Below are 16,875 nucleotides of genomic sequence, written 5' to 3'. Positions count from 1 at the left end.
GCCCGTGTAGGTCCTACGCAGGACGGTGAGACCGGTGCCGTGGGCAATGGCCCGTGTAGGTCCTACGCAGGACGGTGAGACCGGTGCCGTGGGCAATGGCCCGTGTAGGTCCTACGCAGGACGGTGAGACCGGTGCCGTGGGCAATCGTCCCTGTAGGTCTTACGCAGATGGAGCCGACTCTGGCGCGTTTCCAGGGCCTCGCACTTGTAGGGTTCCTACAGAAGCGGCTCGCCGGATCCGTTGTTTAGCGGGAAAAGGTGCGGGGCCTCGCGGTCGTAGGGTGGGCGAGTGCTTACTGACACACTGGGTCCTGTTCTGGTCGCCAATCGAGGGGAGATCGCCCGGCGGATCATCCGGACGGTCAAGCGGCTGGGGCTACGAGCCATCGCCGTCTACTCCGAGGCCGACGCGGATCTCCCGTTCGTGCGCGAGGCCGACGAGGCCGTGTTGATCGGACCGGCCAACCCTCAGTTGAGCTACCTGGATGCCTGGAAGGTGCTGGAGGCGGCTCGGGCCACCGGGGCGCGGGCGATTCATCCGGGCTATGGGTTTCTCGCGGAGAATGCGGCGTTCGCCCGAGCGGTGATCGACGCCGGGATGGTGTGGATCGGCCCGGCTCCCGAGGCCATCGACCAGATGGGCGACAAGATCAATGCCCGGAACCTGATGGAGGACGCGGGTGTGCCCGTGGCGACCGGCACCCGGGAGCCCGTCACCGATCTGGAGCTCGCGCTGCGGGCGGCGGCCCGGATCGGCTATCCGGTCATGGTCAAGACCGCCGGCGGTGGCGGTGGCATCGGGATGAGCGTCGCCCACGACGACGAGGGGCTGGCGAAGGCGTTCGAGCAGGCCGCCCGGGCGGCGGAGAGGTTCGCCTCGGGTGACGTCCTCGCCGGGCCCGCCATCCTGCTGGAGCGCTACATCGAGCGGGCCCGCCACGTCGAGGTGCAGATCCTCGGCCGGCCGGACGGCACCGTCGTGGCTCTGGGCGAGCGCGACTGCTCCGTGCAGCGCCGCCACCAGAAGGTCGTCGAGGAGTCGCCGTCACCCGGCATCACGCCCGAGCTGCGCGAGCGCATGCTGGCCGCGGCCGTGCGGGCCGGCGAGGCCGTCGGCTACCTGGGTGCGGGCACCGTGGAGTGCCTGGTCGACGCCGACAAGCAGGACTTCGTGTTCCTGGAGATGAACACCAGGCTCCAGGTGGAGCACCCGGTCACCGAGCTGGTCACCGGGCTGGACCTGGTCGAGCTGCAACTGCGGGTGGCGGCGGGCGAGAGTCCCGAGGTGAAGCCGGAGGTCAGCGGCCACGCCATCGAGTTCCGCGTCTACGCCGAGGACCCGAAGAGGTTCTTCCCGGGGCCCGGCAAGATCTCCGCATGGCGGGAGCCGGTCGGCGAGGGCGTCCGGGTGGACTCCGGCTATGAGGAGGGCAACACGGTCACGCCGTTCTACGATCCCCTCATGGCCAAGCTCTGCGTCTTCGGCGCGAGCCGGGCCGAGGCGCTGCGGGCCGGTCGCGAGGCCGTCGCGGGCTTCGTCGTCGAAGGACCCAAGAACAACCTCCCGTTCTGTGCCGAGCTGCTGGACGACGCGGAGTTCGTCAGCGGCGACTATGACACGGGCTTGGTCGGGCGGATGCGCGCCTAGCGCACATGGCATTGTTAGCTCATTGGAAGAGGGGAGTCGCGGTGGCCGAGGTACGCGCGGAGATGGTGGCGAACGTCTGGAAGGTCGTCGCCTCGGAGGGTCAGACGGTCGCCGAGGGCGACACGCTGGTCATCCTCGAGTCGATGAAGATGGAGATCCCGGTCCTGGCCGAGGACGACGGCGTGCTCGTGCAGCTCAAGGTCAGCGAGGGCGACGTGATCCAGGAAGGCGACCTGATCGCCGTCATCGAGTAGCCGCTCGTCAAGAAGGCCTCAGCGGGTGGCGCGGTCGAGGAACTTGGCGCGATCGACCACCACTCGCTCGATCGTGCCCCGCCCGACGACGGTCCGCTCGTCGCGGGCCTCGAAGCCGAAGACCAGCCGCCTGCCGTCGACCTCGGTGAGCTCGGTGGTGATCTGCACGTGCGTGCCCAGCGGGCTGGCCGCCAGGTGCGCCAGCTCGACGCGGGTGCCGACGGTCGTCTCGCCGGGAGCGAGATGCGGACGCACTGCCTGGAGCGTCGCCATCTCGGCGACCGCGAGAAGCCGCGGAGTGGCGAGCACCGGGACGTCACCGCTGCCGATCTCCTGCGCTGTGTCCGACATCTCGACCAGGATGAGCAGCTGGGCGCGGAGCCCCGGAGCGAGCGTCATGCCGCCAGCCTACTGCGATCATCACAATGGGCCCCTGTCAAGAGCCCTGATCTCCCGGAAACGCGGACAAGTGAGGTCAGAAGGCCGCAGGATAGAGTTTGTAGGGCTTACGGCATTCAAGTGGCACGTGGGACTCGTGAGTCGTACACTCTCGAAGTTCCGTGACCTCTGCGTTACCTCACCGCGACACAACTTCGCTTGGTTGAACCTTGGGGTGGGAGAGGTTATAGAGGCAGGGGGGTAACGGGGGAGTCATGGTAGCCCAAGGGACGACGCTGGCGGGGCGGTATCGCCTGGACACCCGCATTGGCGCCGGCGGCATGGGCGAGGTGTGGCGGGGCGAGGACATCGTGCTGGCGCGCACTGTCGCCGTCAAGGTGCTGCTGCCCGGCCGCATGGACGATCCCGGATTCGTCGCGCGCTTCCAGGCCGAGGCCAGGGCGATGGCGACGATCAATCATCCGGGGGTCGTCGATGTCTACGACTACGGCGTGAGCGGCGACACCGTCTATCTGGTGATGAAGTTCGTCGACGGGGAGGCGCTCGACAGGTTGCTGATGCGGCTGGGCCGGATCCCGCCGCAGCCGGCGATGGAGCTGATCGCGCAGGCGGCCTCGGCGCTGCAGGCGGTGCACGAACAGGGGATCGTGCACCGTGATGTGAAGCCGGGCAACCTGCTGGTCCAGCGTGACGGCACGCTCGTGCTGACCGACTTCGGCATCGCCCGCTCGGATGTGGCCAACCGGCTCACCGACGCGGGCATGGTGCTCGGCACCGCCGCCTACTGCGCGCCCGAGCAGGCCGAGGGCGCGCCGGTGACGCCCGCGGTCGACATCTACGCGCTGGGCGTGGTGGCCTACGAGTGCCTGGTGGGGCAGCGGCCGTTCGACGGCGAGAGCGCCGTCACGATCGCGCTCAAGCACATCCGTGAGGCGCCCCCGCCGTTGCCCTCCGACATCCCCCGGTCCGTGCGCACGCTCGTCGAGCGGGCCCTGTCGAAGGATCCGCTCGCCCGCTACCCGACGGCCAGGGCGATGAGCGAGACGGCACGCAAGATCGCGGCCGGCGAGACGCTCGCTCCCGAGCCGGCGTCGCCGGTGACGGGTGCCACCATGGCCGCGCCGATGGAGGCGTACCAGACAGGATCTCGCCAGTCCGGGCCGCATCAGACGGGGTCCCGTCAGGGGGGTCCGCAGCAGACGGGGTCCTACCAGGCAGGTCCGCACCAGACAGGGTCGTACCAAGCCGGTCCGCACCAGACAGGATCGCGTCAGGCGGGTTCGCATCAGACGGGGTCCTATCAGGCTGCGCGGCAGGAGGCGCAGACGATGGCCGGGCCGCGGCAGAGCGCCCGTCGCAGCGCTGCCAAGGCGCCCCGCAGGGGCGGTCTGATCGCCGGGATCGCGGCCGCGGTCGTTCTCGGGGCGGGCGCCGGTGCCGTCGCGCTGACGGGCATCAAGACCGATCCCGAGCCCGGGCCGACCACCAGCACGACTGGCATGGCCAACTCCGTTCCCACCACCGACAAGAGCACCCCGACGACGCCGCGCCCCAAGCGCACCACGCCCAAGCCCAAACCGACCACGCAGGCAGCGCTCCCCACCAGGACGACTGCGGAGCCGACGGAGAAAGAGTCGCCCACTCCGGAGCCGACGGAGGAGAAGACGCCGACCAAGACCCCCAGCGGCACGCCGACGCCGACCACGAAGGTCACGAAGAAGCAGGTCCCCAGCGTGGTCGAGCTGCCGTACGCGGTGGCCACCCAGCGGATCAAGGCTGTGGGCTTCACCATCAGGATGGACGACCAGACCACCACCGAGCAGGGCACCGCCTGCGGGAAGATCGGCCAGACCTTCCCCGACGGCGGCACGTGGCTAGAGGTGAACAAGCCGGTCAAGATCGTCGTCATCGACGGCGGCCCCTGCCCGTCGGGCACCCCGACACCGACGCCGACGCTCGGCGTCAGGTAGTCAGATCCCCGTCGTGGTCCTGGGGTAGGCGACCTGGGGGTCGGTGGCGATGTTCACCATGTACGGCACGCCGGAGTCGAACGCGCGACGCAGCGCGGGCCCGATCTCCGACGGCCGGGTGACCAGCTCGCCGCCGCCGCCCAGCGCCGTCACCACCTGGTCGTAGCGGCACTGCGGCTGCAGCTCGGCGGCCACGTCGTAGCCGTAGAGCAGCTGCATGGGGTGCTTCTCCAGGCCCCAGATGCCGTTGTTGCCGCAGATCATGACCACCGGCAGGCCGTGCCGGACCAGCGAGTCGACGTCCATGAGCGAGAACCCGGCCGCGCCGTCGCCCAGCAGCAGCACCACCTGCGAGGACGGCCGGGCCAGGCGGGCCGCGATGGAGTAGCCGAGGCCGGTGCCGAGGCAGCCGTAGGGGCCCGGGTCCAGCCAGTTGCCGGGCTGCTTGGGCTCGACGTACTTGCCCGCGTAGGAGACGAAGTCGCCGCCGTCGCCGATCACCACGGCGTCGTCGGCGAGCACCTTGCCGAGCTCGCCGTAGATGCGCATGGGGTGGATCGGGTCGGAGTCGGCCGCGAGCAGGCCGGCGTCGCCGGCGATCGCCGCGGCGGCGGCCTCCGACAGCTTCGACACCCAGCCGGAGTAGGCCGTGGGCTTCAGGCCGGCGTCGCCGCAGGCCGTACCGAGGCTCCAGAAGACCACGGAGAGGTCGCCGGCGGCGGACGCGACGGGTTGCGTGTGCGTGGCGAGCTGGGACGGCGCGTCGGCGATGTGCACGACCTTGGCCGGCGGGCGGCCCTCCTTGCCGCCGAACCAGCCGTAGCCGAGCCGGAAGTCGAGCGGGGTGCCGATCACGACGACCAGGTCGGCCTCGGCGAAGGCGAGGCCGCGGGCGCGGGTGACGAGCAGTTCGTGGCCGGCGGGCAGGATGCCGCGGCCCTGGCCGTTGGGGATGACCGGCAGCCGCCAGTTCTCGGCGAAGTCGCGCGCGGCCTCCTCGGCCCGGTCCATCCACACGTCGGACCCGTAGACCAGCACCGGGCGCTCGGCCTCGGTGAGCAGTCTGGCGATGGTGGCCAGGGACTCGGGGTCGGGTTCGAGGGGGGACGGGCTCTGCGTCTCGACCGGGTGCACGGGCGACGGCGCGAACAGGTCGTCCATGTAGAAGTCGAGGAAGACCGGCCCGCGGTGCGGCGCGACGGCCGTGCGGAAGGCCGACTCGACATCCTGGCCGATGGAGTCGGCTCCGCTCGCGGTGAACGACAGCTTGGTGATCGGCGCGAGCAGGGGCGGGTGGTCCATCTCCTGCAGGGCGCCGCTGCCCCAGCGCGAGCGCGGCGCCCGCCCGCCCATGACGACCACCGGAGAGCCGTTGAAGTGCGCGGTCGCGACGCCGCTGATCCCGTTGGTGATGCCGGGCCCCGCCGTCAGAGCGGCCAGCCCGGGTGTCCTGGTCAGCCGGGCAGTGGCCTCCGCGGCGAACACGGCGCTCTGCTCGTGGCGCACGTCGAGGATCCGCATGCCCTCGTGCACGGCGCCGTCGTAGAGCGGGAAGACGTGCCCTCCCGACAGAGTGAACATGGTCTCGACACCGTAGGCCTTGGACACGGCGACGGCGGCGTCACCGGCGTGCTTCGCAGACTCCATGCCCGGGAACCTACCAACGAGTCACCAGAGTAAACAGATGTCAATGCTCAGGTCCCCGGACAGCCACGGCAGCCTCACTCGCAGCAGGGCATCACGAGAGCGTTCTGCGCCTGTATGGTGATCTTCCTTGGCGAGGTGGGGTCCTTCTTGACGTCGATGTCGGCCCGCTTGGCGCTCGCCGTCACGTCGTAGCCCAGGTCGGGGACCACCATGGCGACGTCCCCTCTGGTCCTGACGACCGCGCGGACCTTTGTCGGAGCGGTGTCGAAGGACAGATCGATGTGACCCGAGCCGGTCTCCACGTCGGCCTCGCCGCCAGACAGCCCGATCCCCCTGACATCGCCGGAACCACTCCTGGCCCAGACCGTGCCCGAGGTCTCGTACACCCGCAGTTCACCCGACTCGGAGGTCATCCGGACGTCGCCGAAGATGCCGTTGACATCGAGGCTTCCATTGGCCGTCTGCGCCTCGATGTCGGTCTCCTCCGGCACGAACAGCGTGTAGTCGGCCTGACAGAGCGGCGCGTCCGGCCGGTCCATGCCAGGGCAGGACACGTCGAGCCGCAGCGTCCGCTGCTCGTCCCAGTCCTCCTTGACGCCCGGCTTCTGCTTGGACCAGCGCAGCGACCGTTCGAGAAACAGCTCGCCGGCCTCGCCGGGATGGATGCTCACATTCACGTTTCCGCGCGCCACGATCACCTTCAACCGCGACAGCTTGAACGGGATGCTCCTGCTGGTGGTCTCTATCGGTGGACGGGCGTAGGCGAACGCGCTCCAGAGCACGCCGCTGGTGATCAGCAGCGCGAACACGGTCGCCACGGCGCCGGCGCTCAGCCACAAGGCCCTCATGGCATGCTCCTGATCTTGAGGAACTGCAGGACGGCGAGAACCCGCCGGTGGTCGCCCTCGGCCGGGGACAGGTCGAGCTTGGTGAAGATGTTGCCGATGTGCTTGCCGACCGCCCCTTCGCTGAGCACGAGCTCCTGGCCGATGCCCGCGTTGGAGCGGCCTTCCGCCATCAGCTTGAGCACCTCGCCCTCCCTGGGCGTCAGCCGGTCCAGCGGGTCGCTGTGGCCGCGCAGCAGCAACTGGGAGACGACCTCCGGGTCCAGCGCGGTGCCGCCCGCCGCCACCCTGCGCAGCGCGTCGATGAAGTCGGTCACGTCGGCCACTCTGTCTTTGAGCAGGTAGCCGACGCCGCCACTGCTCGCCGAGGCGAGCAGCCGGGCGGCGTAGCGCTCCTCCACGTACTGCGAGAGGACCAGCACGGACATGCCGGGGTGCTCGCGGCGCAGCACGAGGGCCGCCCGCAGGCCCTCATCCGTGTGGGTGGGCGGCATACGCACGTCTGTGACCACCAGGTCGGGCAGGTGCTCCTCCGCGGCCCGTAGCAGGCTCTCAGCGTCGTCCACGGCCGCCACCACCCGCATGCCGGCCGCGTCGAGCAGCCGGACGAGCCCCTCGCGCAGGAGTACGGAGTCTTCCGCCAGTACTACTCGCACGGCAGGTCCACCTCGATCGTGGTCGGCCCGCCGAGCGGGCTGGACAGGCGGAGCGTCCCGTCGACCGAGTGGATCCGCTGGACCAGGCCGCGCAGCCCGGTGCCGCCGTCGAGCGTGGCGCCGCCGCAGCCGTCGTCGAAGATGAGCAGCGACAGCCGGTCGCGCTCGCGCGCCACGCTCACCTGGGCTCTGGTGGCCGCCGCGTGCTTGGCGATGTTGGTGAGTGCCTCTGACACGATGAAGAACGCCACCGCCTCGATGGTAGGAGAAGTACGCAGGCCGATGTCGACGCGGAGCCGCACCGGGATGGGAGCGCGCGCGGCGATGCCGGAGAGCGCCGCGTCGAGCCCCTGGTCGTTGAGCACGGCCGGGTGCAGGCCGCGGACGAAGTCGCGCAGCTCTTTGAGCGCCTGTTTGGACTCCTCGTGCGCTTGCTCGATCGCCTCGCGGGCGGGCTCGGGCAGGTCGGTCAGCGTGGCGCGGGCCAGCCCGAGGTTCATGGCCAGGGAGACCAGCCGCTGCTGGGCGCCGTCGTGCAGGTCCCGCTCGATGCGTCGTCGTTCGGCGTCGGCCGCGTCGATCACCCCGGCGCGGCTCTCGGTCAGCGTCTCGATCCGCTGTCCCAGCTCGTGGCGGCTGGGGCCGAGCAGCGTGCGCGCCACCGACAGGTCGAGGTGCGCCATCGCCCGCGCCAGGGTCGGGGCCACCAGCAGCAGGACGAACCCGACGGCCATGTAGGCGGACACCACGCCCGGATTCCGCAGGTTGAACCGGAACACCAGCGGCGGGTCCTGCAGCATCGGCTGCAGGAACGCCGTCAGCCCCACCACGGCCGCCCCCCACGCGAACGCGACCAGGACGGCCCCGGTCAGCCCCACCAGCGGCGAGAGCACGTGGTAGCTGATCTGCCGCCAGGTGCTGCGGTCGCGGTAGCTGATCGGTGAGCTCACCGGCGGGATGCGCACCCCGAGGAACGCCTCGAACCGGGAGCGCTGCACCCGGGTGAAGTGCGGCAGGCCGCGGCGCATCAGGGGCGGCGCCGCGGCGCACGCGAGGGTCAGCCCGGCGAGGACCATGCCGACGGGCAGCCCGATCACGACGTGCGCCGTGTCGAGCCAGGCGCGTGCCGACCACGGGCGGGGGACTTTCATGCCACCAACGGTATTGACCTTCGGGGATGCGCGACATGGGCTTGGTGTGCGCCTGAGGGGTGGGGCTAACCCCACCCCCTTACAACGGCGGGACGGACCAGCCCTTCTCGCCGAACAGCGGGGCGTGCTCGGCGTTGATGAACAGCCGGTCCTCGGGGTCGGGGATGCGGAAGTAGCTCTGCGGATGCAGCAACTCCCTGGCGTTGTCCGACAGGTCGAGCACGTAGCGGTCAGGCGCCCGGCGCTGGGCCAGGAAGCGCAGCTCGAACGGCAGCACGGCGAGCGGGTTCGCGTGGTCCCAGAGGCCCAGCCCCGCTTCGCGGGCCCGGCGTACGGCCTGCCTGGCCCTGCCCAGCGCGCCTGCTTCGGCGACCGTCCTGGCGCTGCCCGGGGACGGCACGGCGTCGGCCAGCCGGCCTTCCTGGCGGACGAAGGGGTCGACGTTGGGCCAGATGAAGTACGGGATCACGTGCCCGGCCGCGAGCAGCCGCTCGTTGTAGGGGTCGGGGCGGGGCTTCTCGCGCTGGTCGCGGTTGACGTAGCAGAGGAGCCTGCCGTACCGGTCGAGGATCTCGTGCGCGAAGGCCAGCCTGATCTTGAACGTCTCGTCGGTGAGGGCCTGCTCGGTGATGTCGAGCTGGATCATGGTCTTGAGCGCCTGGGTGGCCGGGGCCGCGTGGGCGGCGTGGTTGGGCGCGGCCGCCGGACCCAGCCTGGCCAGCAGGTTGTTGTGCAGGGCCGTGCGGAGCGTGAGCTCCTGGTAGCCCTTCTCGAACGGGTCGGTGAGGAAGGTCGTCCAGGCGGGCTTGTCGATGGAGACGAAGCCCTTGGGGAAGTCGGGGAAGTTCGGGTTGCGCGGTAACTCGAAGCTGACCTCGGGAGCGTCGACACCGAGCAGGCGCACGCCGAAGTTGCCGTCGGCCGCGATGTTGATCGTGTCGCCGTCATGCACGATCTTGTCCACCGGCTGGGCCGTGCCCTTGGAGCGGGCGAGGAGAGCGTGGCCGACCGTGATGCCGGGAACGGGTTGTTCGATCGCCTTTGCCATGCCGTCATCATCACCCCGTTATGGCGACAAGTCCCGTGATAGCTGAACGATTCGCTATTACTGGACATCTCATGGGATGAGAAACGACATGGAGGCCAGATGTTACAGATGGGGATAGCCGTGGCGGCTGCTGCGGTGATGTCGATGGGAGCGGGCTCCCTGCCCGACAAGATGCTCTTCCTGGAGACCCACCCACCGGCCAAGAAATGGGAGACCTACCAGACCACCGAGTCGAAAGGACTCCCGCTGCGGCTGAACCCGTGCGAGCGCCGCACGGCCTCGACCACCGATCGCCTGACGACCCGGGCCGTCCACTACAGATCGGAAGACACGGTCAAGTACGAGCAGCTCGTCGTCTACAAGAGCGTCTCCGCCGCCCGCAAGGCCATGCGGGGGCTGCGCGCGGACCTGTCCCGCTGCGCGAACTTCGGCAAGGGCCCCGACCGCCACCACTACTACACCAAGCCGCTCAAGGTGGGCGACGACGCTCTCCGGGCCGGCGGACGGTTCTTCGAGAACGGCGAACTGACGGTCGTCGTACGCAATGGCGCGAGCATCTATGTCGTAGGCGAATCGGCCTGGGCCGCGAAGAGCCTGCCGCTCAAGCGCTTCAAGGGCCTCATCTCCCAGGCGGAGCGGATGACGGCGAAGGTCTGCAAGCTGCCGGAGGCCGCCTGCTAGGAAGGGGTCACGGGCGGCGCAGGCGGGTGACGAACTTGTACCGATCGCCGCGATAGAGCGACTGCGCCCACTCGACCGGGTTCCCGTCGGCGTCGAAGGCGTGCCGGGTCAGGAGCAGCATCGGCAGGCCAACGTCCACGCCCAGGGCCTTGGCGTCGTACGGGGTGGCCAGGACGGTCTCGATGATCTCCTCGGCGTCGGTGAGCCGCACGTTGTAGGCGTTGTGCAGCGTTTCGTACAGCGACGCGTGCACCTCCAGCTCGCGCCGCAGCCGGGGGAAGCGGCGGGCCGACAGGTGGGTGGTGTCTATCGAGACCGGCTCTCCGTTGGCCAGGCGCAGGCGGTGGATGCGCAGGACGCGCCCGCCGGGGTTGATGGCCAGCCGCCGGGCGAGCGGCTCGTCGGCGGTGATGTAGCCGATCTCCAGGATCTTGGTGTCGGGCTCCAGGCCGGCCGTGCGCAGATCGCCGATGTACGACGTGAGCTGCAGCACCTGCGCCACCTTCGGCTGGGCGACGAACGTGCCCTTGCCCTGGATGCGCAGCAGCCGCCCCTCGACGACCAGCTCGGTCAGCGCCTGACGGACGGTGGTGCGCGAGGTCTCGAAGCGTACGGCCAGAGCCCGCTCGGGAGGCAGCGCCGTACCGGCGGACAAGCTCTTGGTGAGCTCGAGCAGGCTCCGTTTCACGTCGTAGTACTTCGGTACGCGAGGGCCGTCGTCCGTCACGCTCTCACCTTCACTTCTGCCACGGCGGTGAGGGCGTGTCGGATCACCGCGAGATCATCGGAACTCAGAATGGCCCGAGCGGTCAACCACCGGCACGACACGGGCACGGGCTCGCTCGTCGTCAGACCGGGCTCGCCCGCCGTGATACATGCCAGTTCGGGCAGCTCAGGTTGATTGTGAAGGATATACACAGCGGCAGGCGTGGCCGCAACCGAGGCCGCAACCGAGGTCGGCCCAATGATGAGCAACGTGTCGGTCACCTCCGCAGCGCTCAGCACGGTCCCGCCCTGCGGGTCGCGTGAACGGGACGGTGTGACGGTTATCACCATGTGAGATTCCCGGAAATCGCCGGTTGATCGCATGATGACACGCCCGTGTTCACCGGCGTTCGAGGTCCGGTGGGTAGGCCGGCGGGTGACGGGGGGCGGGGCGCCGGTTTGGTTGTTCCGCGGGAAACCACGCATGATGCACTCGTGCCGACTCTCAGCGACCTCGTCGTCCGCCACACCGCTCTCGACGCGGCGGACCTCGACTGGCTGCACTCGCTGGTCTCCGACTGGCAGTTGCTGGCCGACCTGTCGTTCGCCGACCTCATCCTGTGGGCGCCGCTCCAGGGCGAGGGCGGCGGCTGGATCGCGATCGCGCAGATGCGCCCGACCACCGGGCCCACCGTCTACCACGACGACATCGTCGGCACCGTCGCGGCCAAGGGCGAGCGCTACCTGATCGACACGGCGTGGAACGAGCGGCGCATCTGCCGCGAGGGCGACCCCGACTGGTCGACGGGCGTGCCCGTCCGCGAGGAGACCATCCCCGTACGGCGCGCGGTTCCGGTCGGCGAGGCCCGCTTCCTCGCGGTGATCCAGCGCTCCACGAACCTGTCCTCGGCACGCACCCCCTCGCGCCTGGAGCTCACCTACCTGCAGAGCGCCTCCGACCTGGCTCAGATGGTGGCGGAGGGGCGCTTCCCGTTCTCCGGCGAGGAGCCGATCCTGGTGCGTTCCCCGCGGGTCGGTGACGGCCTGCTGCGGCTGGACCGGGCGGGCCGCGTCACGTACGCGTCGCCGAACGCCCTGTCGGCCTACCGGCGGCTCGGGCTGCACGCGGATCTGGTCGGGGCCGAGCTGGGCCGGGTGACCGCCACGCTCTGCTACTCCGACGAGCCGATCAACGAGGACCTGATGATCGTGGCCAGCGGGCGGGCGGCCAAGGAGACCGAGGTCGAGTCCGGCGGGACGATCGTGCAGCTCCGGGCGATCCCGCTGATCGTCGGCGGTGGCCGCATCGGGGCGCTGGTGCTCATCCGCGACGTCACCGAGCTGCGCCGCCGCGAACGCGAGCTGATGACCAAGGACGCGACGATCCGCGAGATCCACCACCGGGTCAAGAACAACCTGCAGACGGTGGCGGCCCTGCTCCGGCTCCAGGCGAGGCGGCTGAGCGTGCCCGAAGGGCGGGAGGCGCTGGAGGAGGCGGTGCGGCGGGTCGGCTCGATCGCGATCGTGCACGAGACGCTCTCTCACACGCCGGAGGAGTTCGTCGACTTCGACGACATCGCCGACCGCGTGATCGCGATGGCGGGCGAGGTCTCGGCGGCGGAGGCGGAGGTCACCCCGCGACGGATCGGCAGCTTCGGAACCCTCCCGTCGCTCATCGCCACACCTCTGGCGATGGCCCTCACCGAACTCCTGCAGAACGCCTTGCAACACGGCCGCCCCAAACACCTGCAAGTGGTCGTGGAACCGACTCCGGACAGGCTGCGCGTGACCGTCTGGGACGACGGCCAGGGTCTGCCTGACGGCTTCGACCTGGACAACTCCACGAGCCTGGGCCTGCAGATCGTCCGCACGCTCGTGGTCGGCGAACTCTCGGGCAAGCTCGCGATCGCCCCTCGTCCGGAGGGCGGCACAGAAGTGAAGCTCTCCATCCCGCTACCGGCCGCCTGACGGCGTGCCCTTGTCACGGGGCGCGTGTCGGCGGCCCGTCACGTGCGGGTTCCGCGGGCATATTCCCGCAGGCCCCCAGCCGGGTACGGCGTGTGGGACCGGCCTATGCCCGCCGTACGAGATCGGGTCGTCAGGCGGTTTCGTCAGGCGGAGGCGCGAGCGCGGGCACGGGCGCTGCGACGCTTCAGGGCCCTGCGCTCGTCCTCGCTGAGGCCGCCCCAGACGCCGGCGTCCTGGCCGGACTCCAGAGCCCACTTCAAGCACAGATCGACCGCCGAACACGAGCGGCACACCTGCTTGGCCTCGTCGATCTGCGAGAGCGCCGGGCCGGTGTTTCCGATCGGGAAGAACAGCTCGGGGTCGACGTCACGGCAGGCAGCTCTGTGGCGCCAGTCCATGCGTTCACTCCTTAGTAGATGGAACCTCAGGTTGGCTCCGTGCGGCTACTACTTTGTGAAGAGTTTCACTAACTCGCGCGAGCAACGACCCGGATCCTGTACGGGACCGGGATTGCTCACCGTACGCCGGAGCGGACCGGTAAGGCTTGTTAAAGGTCCTACGTTCCGACGTCAAAGTTGAGCCTGTCAGCCACGGAGAGTGCACGCAAGGGGGTTGGTGGGAAGTTTTGGCTGGGATGGATGTCGGATGCGTCACACAATGACCGAATGTAACCAGCTAGACCAGAACTTGTAACGCGTTCGGGATAGATCGGAATGTTACCGATTCCCGTTCTCCCAGGTAGTCGCCGTCCAGTTGGAAGGCCACTGGGCGGTCCGCGGTGAGCGTGAACTCGGGCTCGTCGTGCAGTTGGACGAGGTGCCGGCCCGACGGAAGGGTGTCACGCTCCGTGAGGATCTGCCGGATGACCGGGAGCATCGAGATCGGGCCCATCCGCTGGAGTCCCAGCAGGTCGAGCCCGGTTTCGAAGCCGGCCCAAGGCGTGGGGCTGACCGGCCGGTTGCCGATGTAGGTCCACGGCGAGGTGTTGGAGATGATCGCCATGTAGACGCCCTTGGCGGCGGGGATGCCGGGGCCGGTCAGCGTCATCGCCGGGTGGTGCTTGTCGGTGGCGAGGTAGTGGCGCAACGCGGTGTTCACATAACGCGTCGGCGTCGCCTTCCTGCCCGAGCCGCGGAGCCCCTCGACCGCCCGGACGACTTCCGCGTCGTACCCCATCCCCGAGCAGAAGGTGAAATATCGGCTCTCGCCGTCCCAGAGGGCCTGCCCCAGCCCCACGGTCCTGCGGCGGTCGTCGCGCAGCGCCTCCAGCACCGCGCCCGTGGCCTCGACCGGGTCGTTCGGCAGGCCCAGGGCGCGGGCGAACACGTTCGCGCTGCCCCCCGGGATGACGAGGAGCGCGGGCCGCCCGGAGCTGGGATCGTCCAGGTGCGCGGGGTCGTCGCCGTTGACGGCGTTGAGCAGGCCGTTCACTGCCTCGTTGATCGTCCCGTCGCCGCCGAGAACCGCCACCACGTCGTAGCCCTTGGCGTGGGCGGTGCCGGCCAGCGTCGCCGCGTGCCCCCGGTATCGGGTCTGCTCCACGGTCAGCTCGACGGTGGCGCCGAGCGCGCGGATCAGCACGTCGCGCCGGCGGGCATTCGTGGTCGTGGCCTTGGGGTTGACCAGGAGCATCGCGCGCATGTCGTTCAGCGTAGCCGGTGTCCGATATCTGGCTTATCGGGCATTAGTCGGAATCTGGGGGCGGCAAGGGGCACCGATAGGGTTTGGGGCGTGAACCGACCTTGGACGCTTCTCGTCGCCGCGCTCGTCGTCGCCCTGGAGGGCCTGGTGGCGCTCGGTCTCGGCCTCTATGTCGGCGTGGAGACGCTGACCGGCGCGGCGGAGGACCTCACCAGCGCGCTGGCCGAGGCGGTGTTCGGGATACTGATCGGCGCCGGACTGCTCTGGGTGGCCTGGGGCGGCCTGTTCAAGATGGAGCGATGGGGGAGATCGCCCAGCGTGCTGGCCCAGATCTTCGTGATCCCTGTCGCGATCACGCTCATCCAGTCGGACGAGCCGCTCTATGGGATCCCGTTGATCGTGGTGGCCGTCACCGGCCTCGGCACGCTGCTCGCGCCCCCCACCACCCACGCCTTGTACGGCGAGGACTCTCAGCGGGGTTGATGGTCCAGAGATCAGTCGTCCGCAGTCAGGCCCTCACGTAGTTGGGCCAGCGTGCGGGCCAGCAGTCGTGACACGTGCATCTGCGAGATGCCCAGCTCGGTGGCGATCTGCGACTGGGTCATGTTGCCGAAGAACCGCAGCAGCAGGATGCGCTTCTCGCGGGGCGGGAGCCGTTCGAGCAGTGGCTTGAGCGACTCGCGATATTCGACGCCTTCGAGTGACTCGTCCACGATGCCCAGCGAGTCGGACACGGCGGGCGCGTCGTCGTCGCCGGAGTCCGGCGCGTCGAGGGACACGGTGGAGTAGGCGTTGGCCGACTCCAGACCCTCGAGCACCTCCTCCTCGGTCATCTTCAAGTAGGTGGCCAGCTCCGCGACGGTCGGCGCCCGGCCCTCGCGCTGCGACAGCTCGCTGATCGCCTTGGTCAGCGACAGCTTGAGCTCCTGCAGGCGGCGCGGCACGCGCACCGCCCAGCCCTTGTCACGGAAGTGGCGCTTGATCTCGCCGACGATCGTGGGCGTGGCGTAGGTGGAGAACTCCACGCCGCGGTTGAGGTCGAAGCGGTCGATCGACTTGATCAGCCCGATGGTGGCGACCTGCGTGAGGTCGTCGAGCCACTCGCCGCGGTTGCGGAAGCGACGGGCCAGGTATTCGACCAGAGGAAGGTGAAGCTCGACCAGCTCGTCCCTGATGCGCTGCCGACGCGGCTCATCGGGACCCAGCTCGGCCAGCTCGGCGAAGAGGATGCGGGCGCGCACCCTGTCGGGCACGGCGTGGTCGCTGGTGGCCATGGCTCCAGTCCTTTCCGTCACGCCGGCCTCGCCGTGCCTCGGCGCTTACGCAGGACGATCGCCATGCGATCGGGAGAGTCGATCACCGCTTCCACATCGTCTGCCAGGGCGGTCAGGACCATCCAGGCGAAGTCGTCCCTCTTCGGCGCAGAGGCGCCGACCGTCGCCACCTCAACTCTGACCTGCATCTCCTGTCCGGTCAGCTCGAATTCGGCGGTCAAGTCGGTCCCGGGCACGGCCTCGCTCAGCAGCATCGCGCACGCTTCGTCGACCGCGATCCGCAGATCCTCGATCTCGTCCAGCGTGAAGTCGAGCCGTGCGGCCAGCCCGGCGGTGGCCGTACGCAGCACGGACAGGTAGGCACTCGCGGCGGGGAGCCTGATGCTCACCACGTCACGGATGCCGGCCACGCCCTCAGCCCGCGTCTCGGTTTCCTCGGTCACGTTCCTCCTCGCGTTATGACGCTGACTGCAACTTACCGCCCCTGGGAGGTGGTTGGCGGATTCAGACTCGCCATCGACGGAAAAGGCTCTGCGCGGAAGGTCGCCGCACAGAGCCTTTGTGCCGATTTAGGCGGCCTTGGTCTCCCAGAAGATCTTCGAGATCTCGTCAATCTTGCCGAGCAGGTCCTCGGCCTTGGCCACCTCGACCGTGCCCTTGCCGCCCGCCGCGCCGGCCAGCTTCGTGGCCTCCCAGAAGAGCTGGTGGAGCTGCGGGTACTGCTCAAGGTGCGGGGGCTTGAAGTAGTCGGTCCAGAGCACCCAGAGGTGGTGCTTGACGAGCTCGGAGCGCTCCTCCTTGATGGAGAGCGCGCGGGCGCGGAAGATCGGGTCCTCGTTGGCCGCGTACTTCTCCATGATCGCCTTGACCGACTCCGCCTCGATCCGGGCCTGCGCGGGGTCGTACACCCCACAGGGCAGGTCGCAGTGTGCAGAAGCGACATGCTTGGGTCGTAGCAGTCGTGCGAGCATCAGAAAGTCCTTCCTTG

Annotated in this window: 19 protein-coding genes; 6 read left to right on the top strand and 13 right to left on the bottom strand. The window is 69.3% G+C overall.

Features of this window, described 5'->3' with window-relative positions; translation table 11 throughout:
* The first annotated feature begins 289 nt into the window (after positions 1–289).
* Together AB0F17_RS36500 and AB0F17_RS36495 are read left to right on the top strand one after the other, a co-directional pair.
* Positions 290–1,648 carry a biotin carboxylase N-terminal domain-containing protein gene (locus AB0F17_RS36500; RefSeq protein WP_358032254.1) on the top strand — a complete coding sequence of 453 codons (1,359 nt, stop codon included), beginning with the start codon at positions 290–292 and terminating at the stop codon, positions 1,646–1,648.
* A 41-nt stretch (positions 1,649–1,689) separates the two neighbouring features.
* A complete protein-coding gene (locus AB0F17_RS36495; RefSeq protein ID WP_214640164.1) occupies positions 1,690–1,902 on the top strand; it encodes a biotin/lipoyl-binding carrier protein in 213 nt (70 codons plus the stop codon).
* An 18-nt stretch (positions 1,903–1,920) separates the two neighbouring features.
* Here the strand turns inward: AB0F17_RS36495 and AB0F17_RS36490 are convergent, their stop codons facing one another.
* Positions 1,921–2,301: a thioesterase family protein gene (locus AB0F17_RS36490; RefSeq protein WP_358032251.1), complete on the bottom strand. Its 381-nt coding sequence runs from the start codon at positions 2,299–2,301 to the stop codon at positions 1,921–1,923.
* 254 nt (positions 2,302–2,555) lie between these two features.
* On the opposite strand from AB0F17_RS36490, the gene AB0F17_RS36485 reads away from it, so the two are divergent.
* Positions 2,556–4,271, top strand: a complete 1,716-nt coding sequence (locus tag AB0F17_RS36485) for a protein kinase (protein ID WP_358032247.1) — start codon at positions 2,556–2,558, stop codon at positions 4,269–4,271.
* Here the strand turns inward: AB0F17_RS36485 and AB0F17_RS36480 are convergent, their stop codons facing one another.
* The 5 genes from AB0F17_RS36480 to AB0F17_RS36460 all read right to left on the bottom strand — a co-directional run bounded on the left by AB0F17_RS36480 (position 4,272) and on the right by AB0F17_RS36460 (position 9,618).
* Positions 4,272–5,918 carry an acetolactate synthase gene (locus AB0F17_RS36480; RefSeq protein ID WP_358032243.1) on the bottom strand — a complete coding sequence of 549 codons (1,647 nt, stop codon included), beginning with the start codon at positions 5,916–5,918 and terminating at the stop codon, positions 4,272–4,274.
* Positions 5,919–5,992: 74 nt separating this feature from the next.
* Positions 5,993–6,766, bottom strand: a complete 774-nt coding sequence (locus AB0F17_RS36475) for a DUF4097 family beta strand repeat-containing protein (RefSeq protein WP_358032241.1) — start codon at positions 6,764–6,766, stop codon at positions 5,993–5,995.
* Positions 6,763–7,419 carry a response regulator transcription factor gene (locus AB0F17_RS36470; protein ID WP_358032239.1) on the bottom strand — a complete coding sequence of 219 codons (657 nt, stop codon included), beginning with the start codon at positions 7,417–7,419 and terminating at the stop codon, positions 6,763–6,765. The genes AB0F17_RS36475 and AB0F17_RS36470 overlap by 4 nt, the downstream gene beginning before the upstream one ends.
* A complete protein-coding gene (locus AB0F17_RS36465; protein ID WP_358032236.1) occupies positions 7,410–8,570 on the bottom strand; it encodes a sensor histidine kinase in 1,161 nt (386 codons plus the stop codon). Before AB0F17_RS36465 ends, AB0F17_RS36470 begins: the two co-directional genes overlap by 10 nt.
* A gap of 79 nt (positions 8,571–8,649) precedes the next feature.
* The gene (locus AB0F17_RS36460) at positions 8,650–9,618 is read right to left on the bottom strand and encodes a hypothetical protein (protein WP_358032234.1); all 969 of its coding nucleotides are present in this window, start codon (positions 9,616–9,618) and stop codon (positions 8,650–8,652) included.
* A gap of 99 nt (positions 9,619–9,717) precedes the next feature.
* On the opposite strand from AB0F17_RS36460, the gene AB0F17_RS36455 reads away from it, so the two are divergent.
* Positions 9,718–10,299: a hypothetical protein gene (locus AB0F17_RS36455; protein ID WP_358032230.1), complete on the top strand. Its 582-nt coding sequence runs from the start codon at positions 9,718–9,720 to the stop codon at positions 10,297–10,299.
* Between the two features lie 7 nt (positions 10,300–10,306).
* Here the strand turns inward: AB0F17_RS36455 and AB0F17_RS36450 are convergent, their stop codons facing one another.
* Positions 10,307–11,026 carry a GntR family transcriptional regulator gene (locus tag AB0F17_RS36450; protein WP_219533873.1) on the bottom strand — a complete coding sequence of 240 codons (720 nt, stop codon included), beginning with the start codon at positions 11,024–11,026 and terminating at the stop codon, positions 10,307–10,309.
* Positions 11,023–11,355, bottom strand: a complete 333-nt coding sequence (locus tag AB0F17_RS36445) for a hypothetical protein (RefSeq protein ID WP_358032227.1) — start codon at positions 11,353–11,355, stop codon at positions 11,023–11,025. Before AB0F17_RS36445 ends, AB0F17_RS36450 begins: the two co-directional genes overlap by 4 nt.
* 144 nt (positions 11,356–11,499) lie before the next feature.
* On the opposite strand from AB0F17_RS36445, the gene AB0F17_RS36440 reads away from it, so the two are divergent.
* Entirely contained in the window at positions 11,500–12,972 is a 1,473-nt protein-coding gene (locus AB0F17_RS36440) for a histidine kinase N-terminal domain-containing protein (protein ID WP_358032224.1), read from the top strand.
* A 143-nt stretch (positions 12,973–13,115) separates the two neighbouring features.
* Here AB0F17_RS36440 and AB0F17_RS36435 read toward each other — a convergent pair whose 3' ends face one another.
* Together AB0F17_RS36435 and AB0F17_RS36430 are read right to left on the bottom strand one after the other, a co-directional pair.
* Positions 13,116–13,370 (bottom strand): WhiB family transcriptional regulator, encoded by a 255-nt coding sequence (locus tag AB0F17_RS36435; protein WP_214640152.1) that lies wholly within the window; start codon positions 13,368–13,370, stop codon positions 13,116–13,118.
* 277 nt (positions 13,371–13,647) lie between these two features.
* Positions 13,648–14,613, bottom strand: coding sequence for a diacylglycerol kinase family protein (locus tag AB0F17_RS36430; RefSeq protein ID WP_358032221.1), 966 nt, complete (start codon positions 14,611–14,613; stop codon positions 13,648–13,650).
* 90 nt (positions 14,614–14,703) lie between these two features.
* Here AB0F17_RS36430 and AB0F17_RS36425 point away from each other — a divergent pair, with 90 nt between their 5' ends.
* On the top strand, positions 14,704–15,096 hold the full coding sequence (locus tag AB0F17_RS36425) for a hypothetical protein (protein WP_358032218.1): 393 nt from the start codon (positions 14,704–14,706) through the stop codon (positions 15,094–15,096).
* An 11-nt stretch (positions 15,097–15,107) separates the two neighbouring features.
* Here the strand turns inward: AB0F17_RS36425 and AB0F17_RS36420 are convergent, their stop codons facing one another.
* From AB0F17_RS36420 to sodN, 3 genes are all read right to left on the bottom strand, one after another.
* The gene (locus AB0F17_RS36420; RefSeq protein WP_358032216.1) at positions 15,108–15,887 is read right to left on the bottom strand and encodes an RNA polymerase sigma factor SigF; all 780 of its coding nucleotides are present in this window, start codon (positions 15,885–15,887) and stop codon (positions 15,108–15,110) included.
* 17 nt (positions 15,888–15,904) lie between these two features.
* On the bottom strand, positions 15,905–16,330 hold the full coding sequence (locus AB0F17_RS36415; protein ID WP_358032213.1) for an anti-sigma factor: 426 nt from the start codon (positions 16,328–16,330) through the stop codon (positions 15,905–15,907).
* 126 nt (positions 16,331–16,456) lie between these two features.
* Complete coding sequence (gene sodN / locus AB0F17_RS36410) at positions 16,457–16,858, bottom strand: superoxide dismutase, Ni (RefSeq protein WP_358032211.1); 402 nt, start codon at positions 16,856–16,858, stop codon at positions 16,457–16,459.
* Between the last annotated feature and the right edge of the window lie 17 nt (positions 16,859–16,875).

It is taken from the genome of Nonomuraea sp. NPDC026600 (genome assembly GCF_040638335.1).
In the GTDB taxonomy this organism is placed as follows: domain Bacteria; phylum Actinomycetota; class Actinomycetes; order Streptosporangiales; family Streptosporangiaceae; genus Nonomuraea.
The sequence above is the reverse complement of the archived record's forward strand: the minus strand, read 5'-3'. Positions and strand labels throughout refer to the sequence as shown.